The organism is Microbacterium sp. (assembly GCF_011620665.1).
Lineage (GTDB): Bacteria > Actinomycetota > Actinomycetes > Actinomycetales > Microbacteriaceae > Microbacterium.
In genome coordinates, this window is sequence record NZ_WOYQ01000003.1 from 1 (window position 1) to 15811 (window position 15811).

Here is a 15811-nt window from a genome sequence, read left to right on the forward strand (position 1 = left end):
GCTGGGGTACCTGGACTCGAACCAAGAACAACGGAACCAGAAACCGCCGTGTTGCCAATTACACCATACCCCAAGGGTGGGCGACCGAAGTCGTGCCGAGGGTCAAGCTTAGCCCACGGCTCCCACCCAGCAAAACCATGACGCGTCAGCCGAGGCGCTCGGCGAGCAGCCCCAATCGCCGGACCGACTCGTCCCGGCCGAGGAGCTCCATCGACTCGAACAACGGCGGAGACACGCGCCGACCGCTCACCGCCACCCGCAGCGGACCGTACGCGACACGCGGCTTGAGGTCGAGCCCCTCGATGAGCGCCGACGTCAGGGCATCCTGTACCGCTGGCGCCGTGAAGCTGTGCGCGGGAAGGATGTTGAGCGCGTCCACCGACGCGACCAGCACCTCCCCCGCGTTCGCCGGAAGTGCCTTCAGCGCATCGTCGTCGTAGACGACATCGTCGCGGAAGAGGAAGCCCAGGAGTCCCGGCGCCTCACCCAGGAGCTGCATGCGCTCCTGCACGAGCGGAGCGGCGGCATCCAGCGTCGCCTGCTGCTGGGACGTGAGCGGTTCCGTCACGACGCCGGCCGATGCGAGATACGGAACCAGGCGCGCCGCGAAGTCGTCGGGCGCCAACATGCGAATGTGGTCGCCGTTGATCGACTCGGCCTTCTTCTGGTCGAAGCGTGCGGGGTTCGGATTGACGTCGACGATATCGAATGCGTCGATCAGTTCCGCTCGGCTGAAGACATCGCGATCATGGCTCAGCGACCACCCGAGCAGCGACAGATAGTTCAGCAGACCTTCGTGGATGAATCCGCGCTCGCGATGCAGAAAGAGGTCGGCCTGCGGGTCGCGCTTGGAAAGCTTCTTCGTGCCGGTTTCGCCGAGCACGAGCGGCATGTGGGCAAAGCGCGGGACGAAGGTCGTCACGCCCGCGTCGATCAAGGCGGCGTAGAGGGCGAGCTGGCGCGCCGTGGACGGCATGAGGTCTTCACCACGAAGCACGTGCGTGATCCCCATGAGGGCATCATCGACCGGATTGGTGAACGTGTACAGCGGCACCCCGCCGGCGCGCACGAGCACGAAGTCGGGGAAGGACCCTGCCGGAAACGTGACCTCGCCCCGGATGAGATCCACGTACGTGGTGTCGTGGTCGGGGACTCGCAGTCGCCACGCGGGCTCACGGCCCTCCGCGCGGAAGGCTGCTCGCTGCTCGTCGGTGAGCGCGCGGTCGAAGTTGTCGTAGCCGAGCTGCTTCGCCCGGCCGGCGGCCGCGTTTCGCGCGTCGATCTCTTCGCCGGTCGAGTATGACTCATATACGGCGCCACTCGCGATGAGCTTGTCCAGCACCTCGCGGTAGATGCCGTGGCGCTCGGACTGCCGGTACGGCGCGTGCGGTCCGCCCTGTTCGACGCCCTCGTCCCAATCGATCTCGAGCCAGCGCAGCGCATCGAGCAGCTGCCGGTAGCTCTCTTCGCTGTCGCGCGCGGCGTCGGTGTCTTCGATGCGGAAGATCATCCTGCCGCCGTTGTGCCGTGCATACGCCCAGTTGAACAGCGCCGTGCGGATCATTCCGACGTGCGGAAGGCCGGTCGGCGACGGGCAGAAGCGCACACGGATATCGGAGCCGGAAGCGGTCGTGGTGCGAGGATCGGGTGCAGAAGACATCCTGCCCAGTCTAGGCGCGGCGGTGAGAGGCCACATCGACGGTGAGACGGCACGCGATGTCGCGGCTCAGCGCGCATGTGCCCTCTCGTCGATCGCGCGAGCGAGGCGGACCATCACTCAGCGGCAGGGGCCTGCCCGGCCCGCGCATAGGGCGCGAGCACCATCACCGCGATGACGATGACGAGGGCCACGAGTGCGAGTCCGCCATAGCCGATGGCGCCGAGGACGAACCCCGCGCCGATCGCGCCGATGCCGCCGACCAGGCTCATGGTGAGGTCGCTGCGTCCCTGGCGGCGGGTACGGAGATCCTCCGCCGAGGACTCGGTGAGCAGGGCGGAGCCCGCAACCGTCGACGCACTCCACCCGAGACCCAGCAGAACCAGCGCGATCGTGACCGTGACTGTGGAGTGCTGGCCGGCGGCAGCCAGCAGCAGCGAGGCAGTCAGCAGCGCTTGACCGATCATGATCGTCGCGATCCGCCCGAACCGGTCCGCGAGGATGCCGAAGACCGGAGCGAGGGCGTACATCCCCGCGATGTGCAGACTGATCGTCAGCCCGATGACCTGGAGGTTGGCGCCCTGGTGCAGAAGGTGCACGGGCGTCATCGCCATGACGGCGACCATGACGCCGTGTGCGCCCGCGATCGCAAAGATCGCGTATCTCGCGCCGCGCGGTCGGTCCGCCCGCGCGATCCGCCCAGCGTCACCCGTCGCGTCGGCCCGGGCGATCCGCGCCGCGAGCAGCAGCGGATCCGGACGCAGGGCCAGCATGTAGAGCAGGATGCCGAGGATCTGCGCGACGACAGTGAACACATACGGACCGGTGAGCGGCGGCATCCGCAGCGCCGCCCCCAGCACCTCCCCCGGGCCGACGAGGTTCGGACCGAGGACGGCGCCGATCGTGGTCGCCCAGACGACGAGAGAGAGGTCTCGCCCGCGCGAAGCGGTGGTCGCCAGGTCGACGGCGGCGAACCGCGATTGCAGGTTCGCGGCCTGCCCGGCGCCGATCAGCGCAAACCCGGCCAGGAGCAGGGGAAACAGCCGGATCCCGACCGCGACGATCACGACGCCGACACCGAGAAGGGCGATGAGCATGCCGATCGCCAGCGCTATCCGGCGTCCCCGCCGACGCGCCTGCGTCGCGAGGGGCACGGCGACCGCTGCCGTGCCGAGCGTGACGAAGGCTGTCGCCAGGCCGGAGAATGCCTCGTCGCCCGAAATGTCGGCCGCCAGCACCGCGCCGAGCGAGATCGTGGCGCCGAAAGCGACGCCGCCGAGAACCTGGCCGAGCGCGAGCACCCCGACGGTGCGGCGCCGGATTCGAGCGAGGGTCAGGTCGTCGAGGTCACCAGACACGGCGTCAGGCATTGCGCGCGGGATTGCGTAGGATTCCGAGCCCTGTGATCTCGACCTCGACGGTGTCACCGGCCCCGAACGGTCCGACGCCCGCGGGTGTGCCGGTGAGGATCACGTCGCCGGGAAGGAGCGTGAACGCGGCCGAGGCGTGGGCGATGAGCTCTGGCACGGGATGGACCATATCGCTGATGGGCCCGTCCTGGCGGACGTCGCCGTTGACGCGCGTCGTGATGCGGGCGCCGCCGTCGAGGTCGAACTCGGTCTCGATGGCGGGACCCAGCGGGCAGAACGTGTCGAAGCCCTTCGCACGCGACCACTGGCCGTCGCTGCGCTGCAGGTCGCGCGCCGTCACATCATTGGCGATCGTGTAGCCGAAGACGTGGTCGAGCGCACGCTCGGCCGGGACGTTCTTCGTGATCCGGCCGATCACGATCGCGAGCTCGCCCTCGAAATCGGTGCGGTCGGACTGCGGCGGGCGCACGATGGAATCGCCCGGTCCGATGACGGAGGTGTTCGGCTTCAGGAACAGCAACGGCTCGGAAGGGGCGTCATTGCCGAGCTCGGCCGCGTGCTCGCGATAATTGCGCCCGACCGCGACGATCTTCGACCGCGGGATGACGGGGGCCAACAGCGTCACCTCGCTCAGCGGCACGCGCTCACCCGTCGTCTCGAACCCGGCGAACATCGGATCCCCGGCGAGCACGACCAGCTCGGCCTCGTCGACGATGCCGAAACGGATCGCCTCGCCGTGGGAGAAGCGGGCGATCCTCACGCGTCCGGGTCCAGGCGCACGAGCCAGCCGTGCCGGTCTTCCCGCCGCCCGTACTGGATGTCGGTGAGCTCTTCACGCAGCGACAGCGCCAGCGGCCCGAGCGGCTGCTCGTCGAAGAAGTCGTGACCCTTGAGCACGCCGATCGGTGCAACGACGGCGGCTGTGCCGCACGCGAAGACCTCGACGATGTCGCCCGAGGCGACGCCGCGCCGCCACTCGTCGATCGAGATGGATCGGCCGCTGACCGAGTGGCCGCGGTCAGCGGCCAGCTGCAGGATCGAGTCCCGGGTGATGCCCTCCAGGATCGAGTCGGACTGCGGAGTGACAATCGAGCCGTCCTTGTACACGAACACGATGTTCATGCCGCCGAGCTCTTCGACGTTGCGATCTGCGTCGAGGAAGACGACCTGATCGCAGCCCTGCTCATAGGCCTCGGCCTGTGGGAGCAGGCTTGCGGCGTAGTTGCCACCCGTTTTGGCCGCGCCCGTGCCGCCCTTGCCGGCACGCGCGTACTCCTCGCTCAGCCAGATCGAAACGGGCTTCGCGCCGCCCGTGAAGTAGGCGCCGACCGGGCTCGCGATGACGTAGTAGCCGACCTTGTTCGCCGGGCGCACACCCAGGAACGCTTCCTTTGCGAACATGAACGGCCGCAGGTACAGGCTCTGGTCGTCGCCGGAGGGCACCCAATCCGCGTCGATCGCGATGAGCGCCTTCAGCGACTCGATGAAGTACTCGACCGGCAGCTCGGGCAGCGCGAGGCGCCGGGCGGAGCGCTGCAGGCGCAGACCGTTCTGGTGCGGACGGAACGTGTGGATCGAGCCGTCGGCATGCCGATACGCCTTGATCCCCTCGAAGATTTCCTGACCGTAGTGGAGCACGGCCGCAGCAGGGTCGAGCGACAATGGGCCGTAGGGCTGAACGCGGGGGCGGTGCCAGCCTCCCCGCACGGACCAGCAGATGTCGATCATGTGGTCGGTGAATTTCGTTCCGAAGGCAGGCGCCGCAAGGATCTCGTCGCGCTCGGCCGGGGTCCTCGCTGCGAGGTTCTTCGTGATGGAGAACTCGAGAGGCGCCAGGGCAGCGTCCGGGTCGTAGGTGAGGCTCATGAGGATTCCTGAGAAGTCGAGGCGGTCGGATGCGGTCCAGGCTACGCCCGAAGGAGTGCCGAGATCGCGTCACCGACCTGCGCGGTGGTGCGGGGCTTGCCGTCTCGCCCGGCGATGTCCTGTTCAACGGCGCGGGTGACGCGCGCGGCCTCGCCCGTCAAACCGAGGTGATCGAGCATGAGGGCGATGGACAGGATTGCCGCCGTGGGGTCGGCTTTCTGGTGCCCGGCGATGTCCGGAGCCGAGCCGTGCACGGGCTCGAACATCGAGGGAAACGCGCCGTCGGGATTGATGTTCCCCGATGCGGCGAGACCGATGCCACCGGTGACGGCGCCGGCCAGGTCAGTGAGAATGTCGCCGAAGAGGTTGTCGGTGACGATCACGTCGAAGCGGCCCGGGTTCGTGACCAGGTGGATCGTCGCCGCATCGATGTGGAGATAGTCTACGGTCACCCCCGGGTGCTCTGCGGCCACGGCATCCACGATGCGCTTCCACATTCCGCCCGCGTGGACGAGCACGTTCGTCTTGTGCACGAGCGTCACCTGGCGACGACGGCGCTCCGCGTGCGCGAAGGCGTATCGCACGACGCGCTCGATCCCATAGGCCGTGTTGACCGACGTCTCGTTGGCGACCTCGTGGGGAGTGCCGGTGCGGATCGATCCGCCGTTTCCGACGTACGGACCCTCCGTGCCCTCGCGTACGACGACGAAGTCGATTTCGCCCGGCTCGGCCAGTGGTCCGGGTGCCCCCGGGTAGAGCTTGGCAGGACGGAGATTGACGTAATGATCGAGCGCGAAGCGGAGCCTCAGCAGCAGCCCTCGCTCGATGTTCGCGTCTTTCAGCCGCGGGTCTCCCGGCACACCGCCGACGGCTCCGAGGAGGATGACGTCCTGCGCCGCGATCGCGGCGAGGTCGTCATCGGTGAGGGTCTCGCCCGTCTCCAGATAGCGGGTGGCCCCGAGCGAGAAACGCGTCTTGTCGAATGCGACATCAGAGCCGCGTGTGGCAGCATCCAGGACCTTCTCCGCCTCGGCGATCACTTCGGGACCGATGCCGTCACCGGGGATGATGGCCAGCTTGACGCGCGACATCGCACTCCTTCTGCTCAGGGGGTGCCGCGCTGTCAGTGCTCCACGGCGACGGTGCGCGACCTTCCCAGCGTAGCGGCCGCGATCACGGCCGCGATTGCGACCAGTACGGCGCCGATCACGGCCGTGACGCCGACGCCCGCGTCGAACGCGTGCGCAGCTGCGGTGCGCAGCGCCTCTGCCGTGGCGGGGTCGAGTCCATCGGCGACGGCCATCGCCCCCGCGAGTGTCTCACGCGCTGCGTCGGCGGCGTAGGCGGGAACGCCGGCCGGGATCACGATGCCGGAACGGTACGCCGCGGTCAGGATGCCGCCGAGCACCGCCGTGCCGAGCACCGCGCCGAGCTCGTACGCCGTCTCCGAGACCGCGCTGGCGGCACCGGCTTTCGCCGGCGGCGCGCTGGCCAGGATCAGATCGTTCGAAACCGTTTCGGCGGCTCCGATCCCGAGGCCGAGAAGCGTGAAGGCCGCGACCAGGAGCGGAAGGGCGCCCCCACCGACGGCGCCGGGGACGAGCAGGTACGCCGCCACGGAGAACGCCAGAGCGACCGGCACGACGATCCGCGCCGAGACGCGGCGCGAGATCGGAACGATCAGCAGACCCGAGACGATCATCGCGAGCATTCCGGGAACCAGCGCGAAGCCGGCATCCATCGGTGAGAGGCCGACGACCAGCTGCAGGTGCTGGGCGACGAAGTAGAGGAAGCCGACGAGAGCAATGACGCTCAGCAGGTTCACGAGGAGCGCACCGCTGAAAGTGCCGCGCGAGAAGAGGCGCATGTCGAGCATGGGGCGAGTGGCGGCCAGTTGCCGGCGCACGAAGATCACCCCGAAGGTGATGCCGGCGACCGTGAGAAGCGCCGGGAGCCACCCGATTCCGTGCACGGCGATCTCCTTGATGGCTGCGACGACGGGGACCATGGTCGCCATGGACAGCGCGATGCTCACCGGGTCGATCGCGCCGGGGTGGGGGTCGCGACTCTCGGGCACGAGGATCGGCACGAGGACCAGCAGCGGCACGAGCACCGGAACCGACAGCAGGAAGACCGATCCCCACGTGAAGTGCTCGAGCAGGATGCCGCCGACGATCGGCCCGAGGGCCGCACCGGCCGAGAACATCGCGGCCCACACGGCGATCGCGAGGCGCCGCTGGTCACGGTCGGTGAAGATCGACCGCAGGAGGGACAGCGTCGAGGGCATGAGCATGGCGCCGAACACGCCCATTGCGGCGCGCGCGCCGATGAGCCAGGCCGCCGATGGCGCGAAGGCAGCGAGCACCGATACGGTCGCGAACCCGGTCGCGCCGATCAGCAGCATCCGTCGCCGCCCGAAGCGGTCGCCGAGCGTCCCCATCGTCACCAGCAGACCGGCCAGCACCAACGGATAGGCGTCGATGATCCACAGCTGCTCGGCGCTCGAGGGGTTCAGGTCGAACGCGATGTCGGGCAGCGCGAAGCTGAGCACCGTGTTGTCGACCGACACGAGGAGCACGGGGAGCATGAGCACGACCAGCGCGGCCCAGCCGCGCCGACCGACGCGCGAACCCTGCGCATCGGCGATCGCGATTTCTTCAGTGAGAGTCATAGTTTATATACCGTCCAGCCGGTATAGTAACAGATCAGGCGCTCCTTCCGCGAGAGGATGATTCCATGGGCCGGCCACCGCGCGCTCGCGAGAGCGTCCTCGACGCATTCGAGCGCCTGCTGATCGACGACGGCGAGCGGGCCGCGACGATGGATGCCGCCGCCCGTGCCGCCGGCGTCTCCAAGGGCGGCCTGCTCTACCACTTCGCCTCGAAGGACGCGCTGGAGCAGGCGCTGCTCGAACGTCTCGCCGCGCTCGTCGACGCCGATGTGAACGACATGGCCACGGCGCCGGAGGGAGCGGTCGCGTTCTTCCTGCGCACGTCGGTCATGGACGGCGATCCGCTCGACCGCGCGCTGATCGCGGCATCCCGTCTCGCCCAGGGCGGACACCCCGGCGCCGGGGAGGCGCTGCGTCAGGTGCGCTCGCGCTGGGAGCAGGCGCTGCGCCCACACGTCCGCGACGAGATCGCGCTCGCCCTGGTGCTGCTGGTGAGCGACGGGCTCTATTTCAACAACGCGCTGGGCGTCTCCGGTGCGGCCGGGCCGGTGCCCCGGGGAACTGCCCTGGATGCCCTCGTCGCCCTCGTGGAGTCCGCCGTCCGCTGATACGCCGCATCGCTCAGGCCTCGGTGATCTCGATCTGGCGGAACAGATCGGCACCGACGGCCTCGCGCATCTGGTCGAGGATGCCGTCGGGCACCGGCGAATCGACCGTCAGCACCGACAGCGCACGGCCGCTCGCGTCCGGATGCGCGACGAAGAGTCCGGCGATGTTGATGCCCGCCTCACCGAGCTTCTGCCCGTAGATCGCGACGATGCCGGGGCGATCCGCGTAGCGCATGACGATGTGGTGGCGCTCGATCGGAACCTCGATCTCGTACCCGTTGATCTCCACGATCTTGGGCACCATCCGGGTGCCGGCGAGCGTGCCGGCGACGGTGAGGACGGTGCCGTCAGCCAGCGTGCCCCGAAGGATCGTGATGTTGCGGTAGAGCGGACTGTCGACTTCGACGATGAGACGGGTCTCGATGCCCCGCTGCTCGGCGAACACGGGTGCGTTGACGTAGGACACGTTCTCGCTGACGATGTTCGTGAAGATGCCCTTGAGTGCCGCCAGCCGATAGACGCTGACATCGTAGTTCGCGAGCTCACCACGCACTTCGATGTCGAGGTTCGTGAGCGCGGCGGGCGCGAGCCCGGCGAAGACCTGCCCCAGCTGCTCGACCAGCGCGATGCCTGGACGCACGAACGGGTCGATGACTCCACCGGCGACATTGACGGCATCGGGCACGAGATCGCCCTCGAGTGCGAGCTTGACCGAGCGGGCGACCGAGACCCCGGCCTTCTCCTGCGCTTCGTCCGTCGACGCTCCCAGGTGCGGTGTGACGATCACATTGGGCAGGCTGAGCAGCGGATGCGCAGTATCGCCTTCCTTCGGCGGCTCGCTCGTGAACACGTCGAGGCCGGCGCCGGCGATCTCACCCGTCGTGAGCGCCGCATAGAGAGCCTGCTCATCGATGAGTCCACCCCGGGCGACATTGACGACGTACGCGGTCGGCTTCATCAGGGCGAACTGCGCGGCCGAGATCATGCCCGTCGTCTCCGGTGTCTTCGGCATGTGGATCGTGACGAAGTCGCTCTCGGCGAGAAGCTCGTCGAGGCCGAGGAGCGCAACGCCGAGCTGCTGCGCGCGCGTCGGAGTCACGTAGGGGTCGTAGGCGACGACCGAGACGCCGAAGGCCTGCAGTCGCGCCGCTATGAGAGCGCCGATGCGCCCGAGACCGATGATGCCGACGGTCTTCTCGAACAGCTCGGTGCCGGTGAAGGAGCTGCGTTTCCACGCGCCGCCGGCAAGCGATGCATGCGCGGCGGGAATGTGCCGGGCGAGGCTCAGGATGTGACCGACCGTGAGCTCGGCTGCGGAGATGATGTTCGAGGTGGGTGCGTTGACCACCATGACGCCGGCTGTCGTGGCCGACTTGATGTCGACGTTGTCGAGGCCCACGCCAGCCCGGGCGATGACTTTCAGAGCGGGCGCGACCGCGATGGCTTCGGCATCCATCTTCGTCGCGGAGCGGATGAGCACCGCGTGGGCATCGGCCAACGCCGGGAGCAGAGCGTCCCGATCGGCACCGTTGACGTGGCGGACATCGAAATCCGGGCCCAGTGCGTCGATCGTGGCGGGTGAGAGTTCTTCGGCGATGAGGACGACAGGCTTGGACACGACGGGCAGACCTTTGAGACGCGGGGGTGGGGATGCCGGGAGCCGCACGATCTGCGGCCACAGCGTGTCCCAGCTTATCCGGGTCGGCGAGAGCCTACCGACCGGGTGGCGCGGTCAGCCCAGGAGGGAAGCGCCGTACACGGCGCTGTAGGCGACGACGTTGAGCCAGAACACCGCGACGAGCCCCAGCCCCGCGAGAAGCACGAGGGCGAGCTCCCACCAGGAGCGGCGGGATCCGAGCGCGAACGCGACTCCGAAAGCGGCAAGCGGGAACAGGACCGCGAGCAGCAGCACGAACCAGCCATAGGCGTTGAGTCCCAGTGGTCCGGACGCCTGCGTGGCCAGGAAGCCGATCGCATTCCACACCGCGTAGGCGTAGAAGAGCCCGAAGAAGGTCGAGACCCCCACCAGGACCCAGGTCGGCAGCGTGCGGCGTCGCACGGCACGCTCGGCGCCCATCACGCCACCGTCCCGAGCGCGCCGACCAGAATGAAGGGCCACGGCACCAGCAGCGCAAGACCGGCGACGAGCCAGGCTATGCGCACCCAGGACTTGGAGGCCCGCGTCACGATATAGGCCGTGGCGAACCACAGCACCGGTGCCGCGGCGGCGAGCCAGAGCGAGGCGCCGTAGCCGACCGGGCTCACCAGGAAGTTCGCCGTGCCCTGAAGGCGCAATCCGCCGACGATCCAGCCGACGACGTAGAGCGCATAGACGCCGCCGATGACGCCGAACGCCACCAAGAGTGCGTTGCCCAGTGGAGCCGGCGCGCCGGCCGGCGAGATCGTGCCGTCCTCGGCGATGTGGCCTACCTCGCCACTCCCCCGACCCACGGCGGTGAACCCGTCCGGAAGCGCCGGCGCGGCCGCGCCGGCATCAAGGGTCGGGTCGTCATCTCCGTCCCAGGTCAGGGAGTCTTCGTCGCGTCCGCTGCTCACGGCTTCAGCGTACTCGCCATGACGGCGGAATCGACCGCCTCGAGGATCCTGACCGAAAGCTCCATCGTGCGCCGGCGATCGTGGGCGGATGCCGAGAGCCCGGCCCCCTTGTAAGGGACCGGGCCTCGTGTGGCGATCATCTCGGTACACCGCCGGTGGCGGCACTCGATGAGCGACCTGCTCGGCGTGTATGCCGAGAGCCTGTGGGTCAGCGCGCGGCGCTGCCCTCCGTGTATCCCTCGTCCTGCTGCGTCCACGCGAACAGTGCCCGCAGGTCGCGTCCGACGGCCTCGATGGGGTGCGCGGCGGCCTTCTCGCGCAACTCGAGGAACTCGACGGCGCCGTTGTCCTGGTCGGCGATGAAGCGCTCAGCGAACGCACCGGACTGGATGTCGCCGAGAACGGCCTTCATGTTCTCCTTGACGTGCGGGTCGATCACACGCGGACCCGAGACGTAGTCGCCGTATTCCGCGGTGTCAGAGACCGACCAGCGCTGCTTCGCGATGCCGCCCTCCCACATCAGGTCGACGATGAGCTTGAGTTCGTGCAGCACCTCGAAGTAGGCGATCTGCGGCTGGTAGCCGGCCTCGGTCAACGTCTCGAAACCGTACTGGACGAGTTGCGAGACACCACCGCACAGCACGGCCTGCTCGCCGAACAAATCGGTTTCGGTCTCTTCCGTGAAGGTCGTCTTGATGACGCCCGCACGCGTGCCGCCGATCGCCTTCGCGTACGAGAGCGCGGTCTGCCAGGCCGTGCCGGACGCGTCCTTCTCCACCGCGATGATGTCGGGGATGCCGCGGCCTGCGACGAACTCGCGGCGCACCGTGTGGCCCGGTGCCTTCGGCGCCACGAGGATCACATCGACGCCCTCGGGCGTGTCGATGTAGCCGAACCGAATGTTGAAGCCGTGCGCGAACGCGAGTGTCTTGCCGGCCGTCAGCTTGTCCTTGATCGACTCGCTGAAGATCGAGCGCTGGTGCTGATCGGGAGCGAGGACCATGATCAGGTCGGCCCACTCGGCGGCATCCGCCACGCTCTTGACCTCGAAGCCGTCCTCCTCGGCCTTCGCGATCGTCTTCGAGCCGTCTTTCAGCGCGATGACCACCTCGACGCCCGAGTCGCGCAGGTTCTGCGCGTGGGCGTGGCCCTGCGAGCCGTAACCGACGATCGCGACCTTCTTGCCCTGAATGACGGACAGGTCGGCGTCGGCATCGTAGAAGATCTCAGCCATGGTGTGTGCTTTCTCCTTGCTAGTGGTTGATCGGAACGCGGATCAGCCGCGCAGGACCCGCTCGGTGATGGATTTTCCGCCGCGGCCGATGGCGACCATGCCGGACTGAGCGATTTCCTTGATGCCGAATGGCTCAAGGGCATGCAGCAGTGCGTCGACCTTGCCGCGATCGCCGGTGACCTCGACCACCAGGGCTTCAGTGGAGTAGTCGACGACGGAGGCGCGGAAGAGGTTGACGACCTCGATGACATTGGAGCGAGTCTGGTTGTCGGCGCGCACCTTGACGAGCATGTGCTCGCGCTGGACGGATGCCGCCGATTCGAGCTCGACGATCTTGATGACGTTGACGAGCTTGTTCAGCTGCTTGGTCACCTGCTCGAGCGGAAGCAACTCGACGTCGACGACGACCGTGATGCGGGAAAGTCCCGGCACCTCGGTCACCCCGACGGCAAGAGAGTTGATGTTGAAGCCGCGGCGGGCGAACAGTCCCGCTACACGAGTCAGCAGACCGGGCTTGTCCTCGACGAGAAGACTCAGCACGTGCGTGGACATCTCAGCCCTCCTGGTCGAAGCTCGGCGCGTGATCGCGGGCGTACTGGACGTAGCTGTTGCTGACGCCCTGCGGCACCATCGGCCACACCATGGCATCGGCGCTCACGATGAAATCGATCACGACGGGCCTGTCGTTCGTGGCCAGGGCGAGCTGGATCGCGGCATCGACGTCCTCTTCCTTCTCCACACGCAAACCGAGGCAGCCGTAGGCCTCGGCGAGCTTGACGAAGTCGGGAACGCGGACGGTGCCGTCTCCCGCACCGAGGTTCGTGTTCGAGTAGCGACCGTCGTAGAACAGCGTCTGCCACTGCCGGACCATGCCGAGACTGGAGTTGTTGATGATCGCGACCTTGATCGGGATGTTGTTGATCACGCAGGTCGCGAGTTCCTGATTGGTCATCTGGAAGCAGCCGTCGCCGTCGATCGCCCACACCGTGCGATCGGGCTCGGCGACTTTCGCGCCCATCGCCGCCGGCACCGAGTAGCCCATCGTGCCGGCACCGCCGGAGTTGAGCCACGCATTCGGGCGCTCGTACTTGATGAACTGGGCCGCCCACATCTGGTGCTGTCCGACGCCGGCGGCGTAGACGGCCTCGGGGCCGGTCAGCTCGCCGATGCGCGAGATGACGTACTGCGGCGACATGAGTCCGTCAGTGGGCTGGGTGTAGCCGAGCGGGAATTCGTCACGGAGCCCATCGAGGTATGACCACCACTCGGTCGTGTCCGCCGAACCACCCTCGGTCGCGCCCGCGTAGGCGGCATCGAGATCGACGAGCACTTCGCGCAGGTCACCCACGATCGGGACGTCCGCCGTGCGGATCTTCGAGATCTCGGCCGGGTCGATGTCGACGTGCACGACCTGCGCCTTCGGTGCGAAGAGCGTCGCATTCCCGGTCACGCGGTCATCGAACCGGGCACCGAGCGCGACGATCAGGTCGGCTTCCTGCAAGGCGAGCACCGCGGGGACGGTGCCGTGCATCCCCGGCATGCCGAGCTGCTGCGGGTGGGAATCCGGGAAGGCGCCGCGGGCCATCAAGGTCGTGACGACCGGCGCCCCCGTGGTCTCGGCCAGGCGCAGCAATTCTGCGGAGGCGCGGGCGCGAATCACCCCGCCGCCGACATAGAGGACGGGTCTGCGCGCGGTCGCGAGCAGCTGGGCAGCAGCCTGGATCTGTTTGCCGTGAGCTTTCGTGACGGGACGATAGCCGGGCAGATCGATCTTCGGCGGCCAGATGAAGGGCACCTCAGCCTGCTGTGCATCCTTGGTCACATCGACCAGGACCGGCCCGGTGCGACCCGTCGAGGCGATCTCGAAAGCGGCGGCGATCGCCCCGGGGATCTCGGCAGCGTCCTTCACCAGGAAGGAGTGCTTCGTGATCGGCATGGTGATGCCGACGATGTCGGCCTCCTGGAACGCGTCGGTTCCCATCAGGGTCGAAAAGACCTGCCCGGTGATGCACACGATCGGCACGGAGTCCATGTACGCGTCGGCGATCGCAGTGACGAGGTTGGTCGCGCCGGGGCCGCTCGTCGCGATCGCCACGCCGGTGCGGCCCGATGCCGAGGCGTAGCCCTCGGCGGCATGCCCGGCGCCCTGCTCATGGCGCACGAGGATGTGACGCACCTCGGTGGAGTCCATGAGCGGGTCATAGACAGGCAGGATCGCGCCGCCCGGCAGACCGAAGACGTCGGTCACCCCCAGCAGCTCGAGGGATCGGACGACGGCTTGCGCTCCGGTCAAGATCGGGGCAGAACCGCTTCGGGCGGGCGGGCGTGGAACGGCCGCAGTGTCGAAGGACATGAAGGTGACCTCTGAGGTTGGTGTGTCGGGACGGCGCAGGCTCAACCCGTCGTCGCGCCCTCCGCGGCGGAGCGCACGAGCTTCGAGTATTTCGCGAGGACGCCACGGGTATAGCGCGGGGGAAGTGGCTCCCAGCCGTCCTGACGGGAGTTCAGCTCTGCCTCGTCGATGAGTAGGTCGAGAGAACGAGCCGCGATATCGACCCGTATCAGATCACCATCGCGCACGAAGGCGATGGGACCAGCGTCCACCGCTTCGGGTGCTATGTGGCCGATACACAGGCCGGTTGTGCCGCCTGAGAATCGCCCGTCCGTCAACAGTAGTACATCTTTTCCGAGCCCCGCACCCTTGATCGCGGCGGTGATCGCCAGCATCTCGCGCATGCCGGGACCGCCCTTGGGCCCCTCGTAGCGGATGACGATGACGTCGCCGGGGACGATCTCGCCGCGGGTCAGCGCGTCCATCGCGGCGCGCTCACGCTCGAAGACCCTCGCCGGCCCTTCGAACACCGAGGCGTCGAAGCCGGCCGTCTTCACGACGGCGCCGTCGGGCGCGAACGAGCCCTTGAGGATCGTGATTCCTCCCGTCGCGTGGATGGGGTCATCCAGACTGCGGATGACGGTGCCGTCCAGGGGATCCGGGTTCAGCGCGGCGAGGTTCTCGGCGACGGTCTTGCCGGTCACAGTGAGCGCGTCACCGTGGATCAGCCCGGCATCCAGCAGCGCCTTCATGAGCACCGGGATGCCGCCGTGCCGATCGACGTCGGCCATGACGAAGCGGCCGAAGGGCTTCATGTCCGCCAGGTGCGGCACTTTGTCGCCGATGCGGTTGAAATCGTCGAGGGTGAGCTCGACCTCTGCCTCGCGCGCGATCGCCAGGAGGTGGAGGACCACGTTCGTCGAGCCGCCGAGCGCCATCGCCACGGTGATGGCGTTCTCGAAGGCCTTCTTGGTCATGATGTCTCGCGCCGTGATCCCCCGGCGGAGCATGCCCACGACGGCTTCGCCGGAGCGGTGTGCGAAATAGTCGCGGCGGCGGTCGGCGGACGGCGGGGAGGCGGACCCGGGCAGACTCATTCCGAGCGCCTCGGCGACGGATGCCATCGTGTTGGCCGTGTACATGCCACCGCACGCGCCTTCGCCGGGCGCGATCGCGCACTCGATGCGCCGCAGATCCTCTTCGCTCATCGTGCCGGCCTTGCAGGCCCCGACGGCTTCGAAGGAGTCGATGATGGTGACTTCCTTCTCCGTGCCGTCGGACAGCTTCACCCAGCCGGGTGCGATCGAGCCGGCGTAGAGGAAGACGCTGGCGAGGTCGAGCCGCGCTGCGGCCATCAGCATGCCCGGCAGCGACTTGTCACAGCCGGCCAGGAGGACGGTGCCGTCGAGGCGCTCGGCCATCACGACGGTCTCCACGGAGTCCGCGATGACCTCGCGGCTCACGAGGGAGAAGTGCATGCCCTCGTGGCCCATCGAGATGCCGTCGGAGACCGAGAT

At 67.9% G+C, this 15811-nt stretch carries 14 protein-coding genes and 1 tRNA gene; 1 reads left to right on the top strand and 14 read right to left on the bottom strand.

All coding sequences use genetic code 11. The features are described from left to right. Position 1 precedes the first annotated feature (1 nt). The 7 genes from QZV81_RS00405 to QZV81_RS00435 all read right to left on the bottom strand — a co-directional run bounded on the left by QZV81_RS00405 (position 2) and on the right by QZV81_RS00435 (position 7564). Positions 2 to 73: transfer RNA gene (locus QZV81_RS00405), tRNA-Gln, on the bottom strand. Positions 74 to 145: 72 nt separating this feature from the next. Continuing rightward, positions 146 to 1660, bottom strand: a complete 1515-nt coding sequence (gene gltX, locus QZV81_RS00410) for a glutamate--tRNA ligase (RefSeq protein WP_292830816.1) — start codon at positions 1658 to 1660, stop codon at positions 146 to 148. 113 nt (positions 1661 to 1773) lie between these two features. After that, on the bottom strand, positions 1774 to 3015 hold the full coding sequence (locus QZV81_RS00415; RefSeq protein WP_292830818.1) for an MFS transporter: 1242 nt from the start codon (positions 3013 to 3015) through the stop codon (positions 1774 to 1776). A 4-nt stretch (positions 3016 to 3019) separates the two neighbouring features. Then, complete coding sequence (locus QZV81_RS00420; protein WP_292830820.1) at positions 3020 to 3787, bottom strand: fumarylacetoacetate hydrolase family protein; 768 nt, start codon at positions 3785 to 3787, stop codon at positions 3020 to 3022. Further along, complete coding sequence (locus tag QZV81_RS00425) at positions 3784 to 4893, bottom strand: branched-chain amino acid aminotransferase (protein WP_292830822.1); 1110 nt, start codon at positions 4891 to 4893, stop codon at positions 3784 to 3786. The genes QZV81_RS00420 and QZV81_RS00425 overlap by 4 nt, the downstream gene beginning before the upstream one ends. A gap of 41 nt (positions 4894 to 4934) precedes the next feature. Further along, entirely contained in the window at positions 4935 to 5984 is a 1050-nt protein-coding gene (locus tag QZV81_RS00430) for a 3-isopropylmalate dehydrogenase (protein ID WP_292830824.1), read from the bottom strand. 32 nt (positions 5985 to 6016) lie between these two features. Then, on the bottom strand, positions 6017 to 7564 hold the full coding sequence (locus QZV81_RS00435) for an MFS transporter (protein WP_292830828.1): 1548 nt from the start codon (positions 7562 to 7564) through the stop codon (positions 6017 to 6019). 65 nt (positions 7565 to 7629) lie between these two features. Between QZV81_RS00435 and QZV81_RS00440 the strand changes: the two genes are divergently transcribed. Then, positions 7630 to 8172, top strand: a complete 543-nt coding sequence (locus tag QZV81_RS00440; RefSeq protein ID WP_292830831.1) for a TetR/AcrR family transcriptional regulator — start codon at positions 7630 to 7632, stop codon at positions 8170 to 8172. 13 nt (positions 8173 to 8185) lie between these two features. Here QZV81_RS00440 and serA read toward each other — a convergent pair whose 3' ends face one another. From serA to ilvD, 7 genes are all read right to left on the bottom strand, one after another. Then, positions 8186 to 9790, bottom strand: coding sequence for a phosphoglycerate dehydrogenase (serA, locus tag QZV81_RS00445; RefSeq protein ID WP_292830834.1), 1605 nt, complete (start codon positions 9788 to 9790; stop codon positions 8186 to 8188). 114 nt (positions 9791 to 9904) lie between these two features. After that, entirely contained in the window at positions 9905 to 10249 is a 345-nt protein-coding gene (locus QZV81_RS00450; RefSeq protein WP_292830837.1) for a bacitracin resistance protein, read from the bottom strand. Then, positions 10249 to 10728 (bottom strand): DNA polymerase III subunit gamma/tau, encoded by a 480-nt coding sequence (locus QZV81_RS00455; protein ID WP_292830840.1) that lies wholly within the window; start codon positions 10726 to 10728, stop codon positions 10249 to 10251. Before QZV81_RS00455 ends, QZV81_RS00450 begins: the two co-directional genes overlap by 1 nt. A 208-nt stretch (positions 10729 to 10936) precedes the next feature. Next, on the bottom strand, positions 10937 to 11962 hold the full coding sequence (ilvC, locus tag QZV81_RS00460; protein WP_292830843.1) for a ketol-acid reductoisomerase: 1026 nt from the start codon (positions 11960 to 11962) through the stop codon (positions 10937 to 10939). 42 nt (positions 11963 to 12004) lie between these two features. Beyond that, positions 12005 to 12514, bottom strand: a complete 510-nt coding sequence (gene ilvN, locus QZV81_RS00465; protein ID WP_292830846.1) for an acetolactate synthase small subunit — start codon at positions 12512 to 12514, stop codon at positions 12005 to 12007. Position 12515: 1 nt separating this feature from the next. Next, complete coding sequence (locus tag QZV81_RS00470) at positions 12516 to 14315, bottom strand: acetolactate synthase large subunit (protein WP_292830849.1); 1800 nt, start codon at positions 14313 to 14315, stop codon at positions 12516 to 12518. A 41-nt stretch (positions 14316 to 14356) separates the two neighbouring features. After that, a partial coding sequence (gene ilvD, locus QZV81_RS00475) for a dihydroxy-acid dehydratase (protein ID WP_292830852.1) occupies positions 14357 to 15811 on the bottom strand: 1455 nt, incomplete at its 5' end.

What these genes read in the sequence shown, in the direction of transcription:
- gltX (WP_292830816.1), bottom strand. Translation starts at nt 1,660, where the DNA reads ATGTCTTCTGCACCCGATCCTCGCACCACGACCGCTTCCGGCTCCGAT.
- QZV81_RS00425 (WP_292830822.1), bottom strand. Translation starts at nt 4,893, where the DNA reads ATGAGCCTCACCTACGACCCGGACGCTGCCCTGGCGCCTCTCGAGTTC.
- QZV81_RS00430 (WP_292830824.1), bottom strand. Translation starts at nt 5,984, where the DNA reads ATGTCGCGCGTCAAGCTGGCCATCATCCCCGGTGACGGCATCGGTCCC.
- QZV81_RS00435 (WP_292830828.1), bottom strand. Translation starts at nt 7,564, where the DNA reads ATGACTCTCACTGAAGAAATCGCGATCGCCGATGCGCAGGGTTCGCGC.
- QZV81_RS00440 (WP_292830831.1), top strand. Translation starts at nt 7,630, where the DNA reads ATGGGCCGGCCACCGCGCGCTCGCGAGAGCGTCCTCGACGCATTCGAG.
- QZV81_RS00450 (WP_292830837.1), bottom strand. Translation starts at nt 10,249, where the DNA reads ATGGGCGCCGAGCGTGCCGTGCGACGCCGCACGCTGCCGACCTGGGTC.
- ilvC (WP_292830843.1), bottom strand. Translation starts at nt 11,962, where the DNA reads ATGGCTGAGATCTTCTACGATGCCGACGCCGACCTGTCCGTCATTCAG.
- ilvN (WP_292830846.1), bottom strand. Translation starts at nt 12,514, where the DNA reads ATGTCCACGCACGTGCTGAGTCTTCTCGTCGAGGACAAGCCCGGTCTG.
- QZV81_RS00470 (WP_292830849.1), bottom strand. Translation starts at nt 14,315, where the DNA reads ATGTCCTTCGACACTGCGGCCGTTCCACGCCCGCCCGCCCGAAGCGGT.